Source organism: Gynuella sunshinyii YC6258, from assembly GCF_000940805.1.
In the GTDB taxonomy this organism is placed as follows: domain Bacteria; phylum Pseudomonadota; class Gammaproteobacteria; order Pseudomonadales; family Natronospirillaceae; genus Gynuella; species Gynuella sunshinyii.
In genome coordinates this window covers 5,461,768-5,474,685 of sequence record NZ_CP007142.1, presented here as the reverse complement: position 1 = coordinate 5,474,685, position 12,918 = coordinate 5,461,768, and the positions used below count along the sequence as shown (strand labels likewise).

The following is a 12,918-nucleotide window of genomic DNA, read 5'->3' as shown; positions in this document are numbered from 1 at the left end:
TGTTTATAAAACCCAGGCCAGCGCCAGCGGAATAATCACCACGCTGAACGCATTACCGTAAATCACCATCGATGCCACCAGATCAGGCTGCTGCTTGTAGCGTTCGGCCACCAGATAATTCAATACTGCCGGTGGCAGTGCACCAAACAGAATCAGGATGCCCGTCTGTGCTTTGCCAAGATCCCATATCTGGGTGATTGGCCAGGCCACCATGATGCCCAGCAGCGGGCACGCAATGGCGCTGATCAGGCCGATTTTCCAGCCGGCACGTTCCATATTCACCAGTCGTACTCCCAAGGCAAACAACATCAACGGTACCGCCGTATTGCCCACCAGCTGCATGCCGCTGACCAGTGGGGCTGGAATGGTAACCCCGAGAAAGGCTATGCCCAGGCCGGTGATGGTTGCCAGTATCATGGGGTTTTTAATCAGATCCCACATTCTGGCGTTGGGGTTGATCAGCCAGGCTCCCACGGTAAAGTGCAGGGTGTTGGAGACCACGAACATGACCACCGCGGCCGGCAGGTATTGTTCGCCATAGGCAAACAGCACCAGTGGCAGCCCCATGTTGCCGCTGTTCTTGAACATGATGGGTGGTACAAAGGTCTTCCAGTTGAAACCAAATCCGCGCGCCAGCGCAAACGCAAAGACCCCGGGAATCAGGGTGACGGCAATCACCGCATAGACCAGCGGCATGAAGGCCATCATGTTTGAGCCTTTGTCGGCGAAGACACTGATAATCAGCAACGGGACGAAGACATCGACATTGATGCGATTGGCGGCCTCCATATCCGGGCGATGGCGTTTCCCGTAAGCAAAACCGATCAGCACAATGAAAATAATGGGAATGATGATTCCCAGAATCTGGTGGGTCATGGTAATCCTTATTGTTATTTGATGACGGACTTGAGACGACGTTCAAGACACCACTGAACAGGATATCTCAACAGCATTCCCCGCAACATCCTGGCACAAACATCGAAAATTCATAACACAAAATGTAGAATGGGTGCCCACTTCATATCCCAGTCTGTTCTCATGGTCAATATCGGTCAATTTAATCGTCTTACGGTCACCAAACTTGTGAATTTCGGCGTCTATCTGGATGCCGGAGAGCACGACAATATTCTGCTGCCACGACGGGATGTACCGCCGGACTGCAAAGTCGGCGATAAGCTGCATGTGTTTATTTATCATGATTCCGAAGACCGGCTGATCGCCACGACCCGCAAACCTTTGGCGATGGTCGGTGATACCCGGTTGTTAAAGGTGAAGGATACCGGGCCGTTTGGTGCGTTTCTGGACTGGGGGCTCGATAAAGATTTGCTGGTTCCGTTTGGACAGCAACGGCGACCGATGGAAGTCGGGCATTCCTATGTCGTGCATTTGTATATCGATGAGTATACCGAACGGGTAGTGGCGTCGAGCAAACTCAATCACTTTCTCAGTGAAACAGCTGATCAGTTTCAGGCCAATCAGGAAGTCGATCTGTTGGTTTGCCAGCGTACCGATATTGGTTACAAGGCTGTCATCAATCAAACGCATTTAGGGGTTATCTTTACTGCGGATCTGTTGCAGCCACTGAAAATCGGCGAAAAGCTGAAAGGTTATATCAAGCAGATTCGTGCCGATGGAAAAATCGATCTGTCGCTGCAGTTGCAGGGGCAGGAGGTGAGAGATCAACTGGCTGACCTGATTCTGGAGCATCTGCGGACTCATGGTGGTGTCTCGGATTTGACGGATAAAAGCACCCCGGAGGACATTTACCGTCAGTATCAGGTCAGTAAGGGAAATTACAAGAAAGCCATTGGCGGGCTGTATAAAAAACGCCTGATTCACATTGAAAAAGACTGTATCCGCCTGAGTAATTGATCTGATCAAGGTAATGATCAGACGGGATCGTTTACTGTCCCGTAGTTCTGTCACAGAGCCGTGGGCTTTGGAGGTCAGGTAAAATACATATGCCATTTTTTGCCGGTTTTAGTGTTTGCCGGCTGTTCAAACAAGCTGTAGGTAATCATGAAAATTCTTTGCGATACACATTCCCACACCGTAGCCAGTACTCATGCATACAGTACTGTGAATGACTATTTCAATATTGCACCTCAGAAGGGGCTGCAACTGATCAGCATTACTGATCATGGTCCGAAAATGCCGGATGCACCGCATCCATGGCACTTTGGTAATATGAAAGTTATCCCCAGAGTTATGAATAATGTTGCCATGCTGCGTGGAATTGAAGCGAATATCTACGATGAAGATGGCCAGTTGGATATTGCGGATCGTATGGATGCTTATCTGGATTTTGCCATTGCCAGTTTCCATGAACCGGTGTTTACGCCGGGTAGCGCCAAACAGAATACCCGAGCCATGATCGGGGCTATCCGTTCCGGCAAGTGTCAGATTATCGGTCATCCTGGTAACCCTAATTATCCGATTATTTACGATGATGTGGTTAAGGCTGCGAAAGATCACAATGTACTGTTGGAAATCAATAACAGTTCTTTCAATCAGTCCCGTGTCGGTAGTGGACCGTACTGTCTGAAAATTCTGGAGACGGTTGTCAAGTATGACTGGAAAGTCAGTTTTGGCAGTGATGCGCACGTTTCCTATGACGTGGGAAATTTTGCCCAGTGTATCGAATATGCCAACAAAGCCGGATTATCGGAAGATGCCGTTGTGACGGCCCGTCCCGAACGTTTTCTGGATTTTCTGGAGCAACACGGTAAGTCCTTAAAAGCGGAGTTTAAGGATTGGTTGAGCGAACTCTGAGCGGCCGGCCTGAATCATTAATCAAACCGGGCATCAGGCCCGGTTTTTGGTTTCGGGGTGATCAGAAACATTTGTCGAATCAACCTTAACAAGACCCACAACGCGGCTTTTGTCTGTATAGGGGACTGATTCCGCTTAACCCTGATCTTTTTCTTCTATCAGCATTTCAACCAGTTCCCGGAGCTCCTGAACCTCTTCACGCAATCGTGCCACTTCTGCACCAAGATCTTCAGTGGTCGAGATTGATGCGTTGGTGACGGCGGCATTTGCGGCAGGCATGTCATCGCCCGAAAACAGATGCATCCAACGGTTTTCCCGTTTTCCCGGTTCTCTGGGGAGCTGTCTGACGAGTGCGCCTTCTTCCCGGGCAGCCATGTTCTGTAATACTTTTTCAACGTCATTGACATCGCTGAAGTGACAGAGACGCTGGGTACGGGTACGCAGTTCTCCAGGCGTTTGCGGTCCACGCACAAACATCACGCACAAGATACCCAGTTCCTGATCGGATAACTTGAGTTTGCCGTATTCGGTATTGCAGAAACGGTGTTTGTATTTCACCACTCTGGCACCGTTGTCTTCGACGACGTGGTACAGCTGAATCAGTTCGTCCACGATAGTCTGAACCTCCTGCTCAGAGAGGTTTAATACCGGTTCACGATTGCTTTTCTGGTTGCACGCAGTGGTCAGGCCGTTCAGGGACAGTGGATATTGTTCTGGGGTGGTAATTTCTTTTTCAATCAGGCATCCCAATATCCGTATCTGTAATTCTGTCAGTTCTTTACTCATTACGACACGCCTCTGTGTTATGTATGCGATAACTGTAAGTGCGCTGCTGATGGAATACAAAACAATTGTGAGCTTTCGAACCCATAAGTTGATCTGGTTCAAAAATGTCCGCTTCGATGAATGGTTGTGACGGCAACCACTTGGTATCAGTCGTGACTGTAACGCATGATTTCCGCGGGGACCGCATCGAGGGAAACAACCCTGGATGCCGCATTCAGGGCGATGGCTTCTTTCGGCATGCCAAACACCACACAGCTCTTTTCATCCTGAGCGAAGGTTTCGGCACCGGCGTTTTTCATCTCCAGCAATCCGCGGGCACCATCGTCCCCCATACCGGTGAGGATAAAACCGACAGCATTTTTTCCGGCATAACGGGCCACAGAACGAAACAGCACATCCACTGACGGACGGTGACGATTGACCAGCGGGCCGTTCATGACCTCAACATAATATTGCGCGCCATTACGTTTCAGCAGCATGTGTTTACCGCCGGGAGCAATCAGCGCCCGGCCTGGCATGACCCGATCATTGTTTTCAGCTTCTTTGACGCTGATGTCACTGAGACTGTCGATTCGCTCCGCAAACGATCGGGTAAATTTTTCCGGCATGTGCTGAACGATAACGATACCAGGAATGGTGGGGGGCAGTGCCGTGAGTACCGCTTCCAGTGCCTGAGTTCCACCGGTTGAGGTGCCGATGGCTATGACCTTGTCGGTGGTTTTGGTCATGGCTCGGGCATTGCCCGGAATGATGGCGTCAGCCGACAGTTTTTTTTCAACTTTCAGCGCTGAGGTACGCATGTTGGCCATGTTGGCCCGGGCGGCACCTTTAACGGCATTGATGATATTGTCGGCGGCATCGCTCAAAAAGCTTTTCAGTCCGACCTTGGGCTTGGTGATAATGCTGACGGCTCCGGCCGACATGGCCTGCATGGTGGTTTCGGCACCTTTTTCCGTCAGGGTGGAGCAAATCACCACGGGCGTTGGTCGTTCTGACATCAGTTTCTTCAGGAACGTGATGCCATCCATACGGGGCATTTCCACATCCAGCACGATCACATCCGGCCACTGTTTATTCATGCGATTCATGGCAAAAATCGGGTCTGCTGCTGCGCCGATGACTTCAATCGCCGGATCCTTGTTGAGCATTTCCTGCAGTACCTGTCTTACAACTGCGGAGTCATCCACCACCATGACTTTAATTGTGTTCATAGTTTATCCTGGTTGTGTCAGTCTGTTGGTCTGTACCCATACATCACCGCTCCATAACTCCAGAAATAATTTGCGGTGACCGTTGCCGCCCACGTCGCAGGCTTTGATTTTGAAACCGTACTGCTGCAACAGGGTTTTTCCGATGTTGATATTTGCCCATGGGATGCCGCTTTCACTGCTTCCCCGCTGATTATCCGGAATCATACTACCGCCACCGAATAATTTGACTTCATAGTCGTTGCTGTCAGTTTTCCATTTTTCGATAGCCTGCAAAAACAGCTGGATGGCTTCATCGGCAAAATGCCCGGCCGACAAATGCCGGTTGCGTCCACGTGTTGGCAGCATGTAATGACACATGCCGCCAATCAGCAGTTGCGGGTGCCAGAGGGTGATGGCGACACAGGAGCCAAGCAGAGTATGGATACAGGTTCTACCGTCTCCAAAATAAAATTCCCCGGGTTTCAGAAAAATGTTGAGAACATTTGGGTCCATTTATCTGGCCTTGACGTAGATCGAAGGAGAAACCAGTTGGACGGCATTGGTAATTCCGTTGAGGCTTTCAGAATGACCAATCATCAGGAATCCTCCCGGGTTCAGTTGTTGGAGCAATAAAGCCAGCACCTGACGCTTGGTGTCGTTGTTGAAATAGATCATGACGTTGCGCAAAAATATGACATCAAAGCGTCCCAGTCTGGTCAGATTCTGTTTGAGATTGGCATGCAGGAACGATACTTTCCGGCTCAATGCCGGCTGTATTAGAAATGTACCCTCCTGAGTGCCGATCCCTTTCAGACAATACTTCTTCAAATAGTTTAGTGGAATATCCTGACTTCGGGACATGGGATATTGTGCTTTACGGGCAGTTTTGAGAACCCGGGTGCTGATATCCGTTCCGACGACTTCCCATGTATCGGTTGGAGCATATTCAGACAGGGTCATGGCCAGTGAGTAGGCTTCCTCGCCAGAGGAACTGGCAGCACTCCAGATACGTTTGTCACCGCTGCGCCAGTGGGGCAGGACCTGATGCTGGAGGAACTCAAAGTGTTTTTTTTCCCGAAAGAAGAACGTTTCATTAGTGGTCAGCATATCCACAGCGTTCTGAAGTTCATCATTGCCGGGTGTTTTGAGCAGAACGAAATAATCCCGATAGCTGGCCATACCAAAATACTTGACCCGTTTCAGCAGCCGGGCAGCTACCAGAGCTTTTTTGGCGGTTGAAAGGCTGATGCCGGCAACGTCATAGATCAACTGCCGAAACAGTTCAAACTCGTCGTCGGTCAACGCTGGCGGTTTGTAATTCGTGGCGAGGTCCATAGCTAGTCTTCCGTTTCCTGTACCAGGCTAACCGCGAGAATGAGTCCGATCGCAGATCTGTGCCAGTTCCTCGATTGATAATACATTGTGTACATTTAACAGAATCACGAACCGGCCATTCACTTTGCCGATTCCGTCCAGAAAATCTGCACGCAGTTTTACCCCAAAACCCGGTGGCGGTTCGATGTCTGTTTCAGCAATGTCGGTGACTTCTGATACCGCATCGACCATGACGCCAATGCACTGATGTTCATCCGGACCACCGACTTCCAAAATGACGACGCAGGTGCGTTTGCCGATAGCGCTTGGCCGGCCGTTGAGGCGGGCACCCAAGTCGATGATGGGCACAACGGCACCGCGCAGATTGATCACTCCGCAAACAAACTCCGGCATCATCGGTACCGGGGTAATTCGGCCCCACTCCAGAATCTCTTTGATCTGCAAAATGCCGATGGCAAACATTTCCTCATTGACCTGAAAGGTCAAAAACTGGGACGGATCAGCGCTGATCTGTCGGTCGCCCCGGCTTTTGCTATCAGACTGATGAACAGACTGACTCATGGCTGGCTCCTAAAACTTCACAAACTCGCGCAAGGCATGGTCCGGATCCGGGTCTGGGCGATGATCAGCAGCGGCGGATCGGTTAGGTTTGGTTTTGTTGGTCGGTTGCCGTTTGGGTGGAGGATTGCCGCGGCCATTTTGGGCAAGATTGAAGTATTCCATTAGCTCCTGTAGTTGTTCAGCCTGACTACTCAATTCTTCTGCGGTTGCCGCCAGCTCTTCTGAAGCAGAGGCGCTTTGCTGAGTGACTTTGTTCAATTGTTCCATGGCATTGGCGATTTGTGATACCCCGGATGCCTGCTCTTCTGATCCGGCACTGATTTCCTGTACCAGGTCAGAGGTTTTCCGGATGGACGGCACAATTTCGTCGAGCAGGGTACCGGCTTTTTCGGCCAGATCAACGCTGGAGCCAGCGACCTCACTGATTTCCTGGGCCGCGACCTGTGAACGTTCGGCCAGTTTACGGACCTCCGCAGCCACCACGGCAAAACCCTTACCATGATCACCTGCACGGGCAGCCTCGATAGCAGCATTCAATGCCAGCAGGTTGGTCTGATAGGCAATGTCATCGATGATACTGATCTTCTCAGCAATGGCTTTCATGGCCAGCACGGTCTGACGCACGGCTTCGCCGCCTTCGTCCGCCTCGCGGCTGGCTTTGGAGGCAATACCGTCAGTGACTCTGGCATTCTCGGTATTCTGGTTAATTGATGCTGACATTTGTTCGACCGATGCAGATGTTTCCTCCACACTGGCGGCCTGTTCACTGTTGCCCTGGCTCATACTCTGGGCTGTGGCAGAGACTTCCTCGGAGGCACTGGAGAGGTTGCTGGCGGCACTGCGCACCTCGCTGATGATGTCGGACAGTTTGTCCACCATGGCTTTCATGGCAGCCAGAAGACTGGTGTTATCCCCCCGGCGTAATTGGATCTGAGTCGATAGATCGCCTTCAGCAATCTTGCTGACCATTTCAGCGGCATAACCAGGTTCTCCACCAATCTGGCGCATAACACTGATCCCAATCCACAGGCCGGCCCCTGCTGCCATCAGCAGAGCAACGACACTGAAAATTTCAACGGTCAATACGGCTCTGTCATTCGAAGACTGCACCTTTGGACCCAACTCTTCCTGTTCTTCCCGAATGCTCTGTTTCAGCTGTTCGGCAATTTCGACAATTTCAATGCCGATGGTATCCAGTTTTTCTGCTTTCAGGGTGTTGCGGCTGTGAATGGCATTGACGATTTCCTCAAATCCGGCGGCGTATTTTTCTGCCACCAGTTGAATGTCACGCAGAGGCGACCGCAGCGTTGGATTAACCAGATCTTTATCCAGCTTATCCAGTTCTTGTAGAAACTGGGCAAACTCTTTTCTGGCCCGTTCTGCAGAATCGTCATTGTTGCTCTCCAGAAATTTGACGATATAGAGCCGGGCCAACAACAAGTTGTGCATGGCGGCGGAGGCGTCAAAGGAGGTGGTAATGTCATTATTGTCCTGGGCACTGTCCAGAATCCGGCTGAGATTTTCTTCCATGGATGCGCCCTGTTTATTCAACTGGGTAGTGAGCAGATCGTCCCGTTGTTTCATCAGCTTGACGATTTCCAGAAAGGTTGATTGATACTCCTTGCTGAGTTCAATCATCTGTGTGAAAGCCTTGCGTTCCTCCTCGTTACTGGTGGCTTCCAGAGACTCGGTCAGAATATCGCCACCTTGACGATAAAGGTCTTCCTGTTCACGTAGAAGGACGGGATCCGCACTCACATAATAACGCAGTACGGCCAGACGCATTGCCAGCATCTGGGCTTCGACCCGGCTGGCGTTGTTGCTGTTTTTGGCCAGATCGCGGTAGTCGGTAAAACCGTTGGAGGCTGTCGTTAATGCGTTATAGGACACAATCGCCACGATGCACAGCAATACCACAATGACACCGATCCCGAGGGTCAACCGCACACTCAATTTCATATTGTTTAACATAGCTGATCTCCGCTATTTACCTTTAATGCATGGTTTGTTTCGGCAGCGCATACGCTGTGTTTTCCAATGCAGTGATTTGTTGTATCAGTCCTGGCACATCGATGATCAGTGCCACATCACCGTTGCCCAGAATGCTGGAACCGCTGATCCCTTTCAGATGGCTGAAGATTTTGCCAAGGGGTTTGATGACGGTCTGAAACTCGCCCATCAGACGGTCAACCACCAGCCCGGCCTTGACTCCGGCGTAGTTGACCACGACAACACTTTCGCGTTCCGGTGGCTTACCGCTGATGGCAAACATGTCACGTAGCCGGACATAGGGCAGTACTTCGCCACGAAGATCGAGATAGTCCCGGTCAGAATCCGCGGCGCTGATATGGTTTGTCAGCTCAATACATTCAATGACGATGTCCAGAGGAACGACGAACGAAGACTGCCCGACACCAACCATGAATCCATCGATAATGGCCAGAGTCAGGGGCAAACGGATCTGAAACACGGTGCCTTTACCAGCCTCACTGTCGACTTCCACGCTGCCGCGCAGGGCGGTGATATTTCGTTTCACCACGTCCATGCCGACACCGCGTCCAGAAAGGTTGCTGACGGCTTCGGCAGTGGAAAATCCTGGTTCAAAAATCAGTTTGAACAACTCTGCGTCGTCCGGTGGCTGTTCGGCGCTGACCAGACCTGAACGAATCGCTTTCGCCAGAATCCGTTCACGATTCAGACCCCCGCCGTCATCGGAGATTTCGATCACAATGCTGCCGGAGTCGTGATAGGCATTCAGTTGTACTGTGCCGGTGGCCGGTTTTCCGGCAGCGACTCTTGTTTCGGGAGGTTCGATACCGTGATCGATGGAGTTTCGGACCAGATGCATCAATGGATCACCGATTTTTTCCACCACGGTTTTGTCCAGTTCGGTATCCGCACCGGTAATCACCAGCTTGATGTCTTTGTTCAGTTCTTTGGAAACATCGCGTACCACCCGGTGAAAGCGGTTGAAGGTGCCGCCGATCTGCACCATTCGCAGTTGCAGAGCAGAATCGCGCACTTCTTCTACCAGCCGGGTCAGAGTGGACATGGATTCCAGCAGTTCGGTATCACCATTATTTGCGGCATTCAGCGACGCACCAGCCCCGGCAATCACCAGTTCTCCCACCAGGTTAATCAAATGATCGAGCTTGTCTGCATCCACCCGGATTGACTGGGTTTCGCTACTGACCCGACTGGCCGTAGGCGGTGCCGTGTTTTGTGCCTGAGGAATCGTCTCTGGTTTGTTGATGGCAGATGGTGTTTCTGGTGGGGGTGTGGTTACCGTTTCGTCAGTGACAGCCGGCGGTGCTTTCAAGGTATCGGCTTCTGCACTGCTCAGGGATCCACATTGCACCAGCAGATTGACCAGGTCTTCATCGTTTTCAGGTAATTCGCCGATCAGTCGGGCAAAATCGTCCAGATCAGCATGGGGAGGAAGCACGCAGACATGGCTGTCCTGGCGGATAAATTCGAACACCTCTTCAATGGCGTTCTGATCGGCATCGCTTTGATAACTGAGTTCAAAACCCAGGTAACAACTCTCCGGATCCATTTTGTCGAAATCGGGTATGTGGTGATCGATGAGTTGTATCCGGTTGATTTCGCCAAGGGTTCCGAGATAGCGCAGAAAAGAGAGTGGATCCATGCCATCACGCAATGAATCAAGGCCAAAACGTAAAGAAATATGCCATAGCTCAGAATGGGTTGGGCGATCAGGTGACACGGGTTTGGAAGATGACTTTTCTGGTTGTGCCGGCGTTGGTGTTTTTGCCGGTGCCGGTGAATAAATCTGTTGCAGCTGCGCTATTAACTGGTTGCCCTGTTGTTGCAGTTCGGGGCTTAAGGCTTCGATTCCGGTTTCGAGATCATCAATCAGGCGGCCAATGTGGTCACTGCATTGCAACAGCAGGGCAACAAGTTTTTCAGTGATGGGTGTGTCGCCGCTACGACATTGATCCAGAAGTGTTTCAACATGGTGGGTGAAGCCAACGATACCATCGAGGCCAAACAAACCAGCCGAGCCTTTGATAGTGTGAGCCGCCCGAAAAATGCTGTTGAGGGATTCTGTCTGATCTGTCATGCCTTCGATCCGCAACAGAATGTCTTCCATTTCCTGGAGCATCTCCCGGCTTTCGACAATATAAGTTTTCAGAGCGGCATCTAGGTTCATGGGATACCTCTGCTTGGGCTCAGCTCAGGACTCTGACTGAGACAAATATGACTGCAGTCCGAATGTGGCAAAGGCATCTGTCACGCAGTCGTGTGGATGAGTCAGCATCAGAGAATGTTGATGTTTGAGACGGTTTTTATGCAGAGCGAGAAGTAGCTGGATGCCGGCGCTGTCTATTTCATTGACGGCGCTCAGGTCAATTGTCATGTTGTGGGCATCCGCCAGTACGGCTGCAATCTTCTCTTTCAGTTCCAGGATTGTATAAATAGTCATTTCGCCACTGATGGCGGCCTGGCACTGATCTTCTTTAAATGCATACTCAAACATGATCGTCGCCTTTGAATACGGTTACACCTGAACCAGCTTTGCAACTGCTGCAAGCATAGTCTGTGGCTGGAATGGTTTTACCACCCAGGCTTTGGCTCCAGCTGCCTGTCCCTCGGCTTTTTTCGCTGCCTGTGATTCGGTGGTTAACATGATGACGGGAGTAAATTTGTAGCGGGGCATCTTTTTGACTTCCTTCAAAAATGTAATGCCATCCATATTGGGCATGTTGACGTCGCTGATAATCAGATGGACTCGTTCTCCATTCAATTTTGATAATGCGTCTTTGCCGTCACAGGCTTCGATAACATCATAACCACCGCCTTTCAGGGCAATGCTGACAACCTGACGCAGAGATGCGGAATCGTCGACTATCATGATGGTTTTGGACATGGATTCTCCCTAAATTAAAAAAAAGTAATATCTTGAGCTGTATCGTGACCAGAATGCCGGCCCTGATGATTAATACGCTGTTCGAGCATGGCGTAGCTGCTTTCCATGGCATCCAGCCAGCGGTCGACATCGATTTCCGTCGCAGTGGGCTCGTCCCGTTGCTCCAGTGCCTGCTCCAGGTTTTCCAGGTTGTCGCAGACCTGATTCAAAATCTGACTGGTGCGGTCCTGAAACTGCAGGGCGATCAGCATATCTTCAATTTCTTCGCGAATGCCCTGACTTTCCTGCTGCATGGTTTCGGTGGAATGTTTCAGGGTTTCAACAATGTTGGTAAACGTAGTAATTACCTCGCCGACAGTGGCTTCTGATCGCGTCAGTACTTCACCATCTTCAACTGTCGCCTGTTCTGCGACTTGAAACGCTTTACTGATTGCATCGTTGATGGTGTTGACCTTAACAGTCATTTCCCGACCGGTTTCACTGGACAATGTCGATAACTTTCGTACTTCGTCCGCCACCACCGCAAAACCGCGCCCAGCTTCGCCGGCCCGTGCAGCTTCAATAGCGGCGTTAAGTGCCAGCAGATTAGTCTGTTCGGCAATAGCTCCAACCTGAGCGGCCATTTGCTTTAGCTCTTCGGTGTAACTGGTCAGTATCCGCATTTCATTCAACATATGGCTGCGGCCTTCCTGAGTGCTGCGAAGAGAGGTAATGACTTCCTGAAGCTGTTTTTCAGCGGTTTGAAAAGTATTGGCTATTTGGTTATCAGCACCTTGAACGCCGCTGATTTGATGAGAGTTTTCCAGGGTTGCATTGAGACGTTGTACCAAAATACCGAAACGGCTGGTCAGGTCCGTAATAGATTCTTCGGTCTGGTTCCGGGCTGATTCAATATGTCGGCTCCAGATGGGTAAGGTTTTTTCACATAAATGCCAGAGAGACAGATATACCGGTGTTTTGTCTATGGCGGTTTCCTGTTGTGTTTGTTCCTCCAGAGTGGAAACCAGTCTGGCACAAGTATTAAAACTCCAAAGACCGATCATCACGCCTGCAATCAGTAATATCAGCGCCAGCAGTGCCGTCATAATGGTCAGGTTGGAAACAAACATAACCGCACCGGCTGAGGCAAAAGCCAGCAGGACCGGCAGTATCCAAAAAAAACTGGAAGTTTGAAGGCGCGATTGCATGAACAACTATCCTCGACTGATCTCTATGTTCATTGACTAACTATTGTTATTCAACAACTTACGCCGGCTGTGGAACACCGTAGCCGGATCTCACTACTCTTGAGCGTTGAATTTTTTTCAGAAACAAAACAATGAATCTAGTTTTAACTCTAGTTCAGTTCCGGTCTAAGTCAATTTGAGTTCTGGTAAAAAATGA

At 50.5% G+C, this 12,918-nt stretch carries 13 protein-coding genes; 2 read left to right on the top strand and 11 right to left on the bottom strand.

Annotated features, from left to right (window positions below):
* Positions 1–3: 3 nt before the first annotated feature.
* On the bottom strand, positions 4–876 hold the full coding sequence (locus tag YC6258_RS22835; RefSeq protein ID WP_044618949.1) for an AEC family transporter: 873 nt from the start codon (positions 874–876) through the stop codon (positions 4–6).
* A gap of 129 nt (positions 877–1,005) precedes the next feature.
* On the opposite strand from YC6258_RS22835, the gene YC6258_RS22830 reads away from it, so the two are divergent.
* Both YC6258_RS22830 and YC6258_RS22825 read left to right on the top strand, forming a co-directional pair.
* Entirely contained in the window at positions 1,006–1,872 is an 867-nt protein-coding gene (locus YC6258_RS22830) for a CvfB family protein (protein ID WP_342670611.1), read from the top strand.
* 147 nt (positions 1,873–2,019) lie between these two features.
* A complete protein-coding gene (locus YC6258_RS22825; protein WP_044618948.1) occupies positions 2,020–2,772 on the top strand; it encodes a phosphatase in 753 nt (250 codons plus the stop codon).
* Between the two features lie 135 nt (positions 2,773–2,907).
* On the opposite strand, the gene YC6258_RS22820 is transcribed toward YC6258_RS22825, so the two are convergent.
* The 10 genes from YC6258_RS22820 to YC6258_RS22775 all read right to left on the bottom strand — a co-directional run bounded on the left by YC6258_RS22820 (position 2,908) and on the right by YC6258_RS22775 (position 12,722).
* Positions 2,908–3,558, bottom strand: coding sequence for a YceH family protein (locus YC6258_RS22820; protein WP_044618947.1), 651 nt, complete (start codon positions 3,556–3,558; stop codon positions 2,908–2,910).
* Positions 3,559–3,704: 146 nt separating this feature from the next.
* The gene (locus tag YC6258_RS22815; RefSeq protein WP_044618946.1) at positions 3,705–4,769 is read right to left on the bottom strand and encodes a protein-glutamate methylesterase/protein-glutamine glutaminase; all 1,065 of its coding nucleotides are present in this window, start codon (positions 4,767–4,769) and stop codon (positions 3,705–3,707) included.
* Positions 4,770–4,772: 3 nt separating this feature from the next.
* A complete protein-coding gene (locus YC6258_RS22810) occupies positions 4,773–5,261 on the bottom strand; it encodes a hypothetical protein (protein WP_044618945.1) in 489 nt (162 codons plus the stop codon).
* On the bottom strand, positions 5,262–6,083 hold the full coding sequence (locus YC6258_RS22805) for a CheR family methyltransferase (RefSeq protein ID WP_044618944.1): 822 nt from the start codon (positions 6,081–6,083) through the stop codon (positions 5,262–5,264). It abuts the gene before it with no gap.
* Positions 6,084–6,110: 27 nt separating this feature from the next.
* The gene (locus YC6258_RS22800) at positions 6,111–6,644 is read right to left on the bottom strand and encodes a chemotaxis protein CheW (RefSeq protein ID WP_044618943.1); all 534 of its coding nucleotides are present in this window, start codon (positions 6,642–6,644) and stop codon (positions 6,111–6,113) included.
* Between the two features lie 9 nt (positions 6,645–6,653).
* Positions 6,654–8,615, bottom strand: coding sequence for a HAMP domain-containing methyl-accepting chemotaxis protein (locus YC6258_RS22795; protein ID WP_052830508.1), 1,962 nt, complete (start codon positions 8,613–8,615; stop codon positions 6,654–6,656).
* Between the two features lie 22 nt (positions 8,616–8,637).
* The gene (locus tag YC6258_RS22790; RefSeq protein ID WP_044618942.1) at positions 8,638–10,818 is read right to left on the bottom strand and encodes a chemotaxis protein CheA; all 2,181 of its coding nucleotides are present in this window, start codon (positions 10,816–10,818) and stop codon (positions 8,638–8,640) included.
* 24 nt (positions 10,819–10,842) lie between these two features.
* Positions 10,843–11,145, bottom strand: coding sequence for an STAS domain-containing protein (locus YC6258_RS27665; RefSeq protein WP_052830507.1), 303 nt, complete (start codon positions 11,143–11,145; stop codon positions 10,843–10,845).
* Between the two features lie 21 nt (positions 11,146–11,166).
* On the bottom strand, positions 11,167–11,535 hold the full coding sequence (locus YC6258_RS22780) for a response regulator (protein WP_044618941.1): 369 nt from the start codon (positions 11,533–11,535) through the stop codon (positions 11,167–11,169).
* Between the two features lie 14 nt (positions 11,536–11,549).
* Entirely contained in the window at positions 11,550–12,722 is a 1,173-nt protein-coding gene (locus YC6258_RS22775) for a methyl-accepting chemotaxis protein (RefSeq protein WP_044618940.1), read from the bottom strand.
* Between the last annotated feature and the right edge of the window lie 196 nt (positions 12,723–12,918).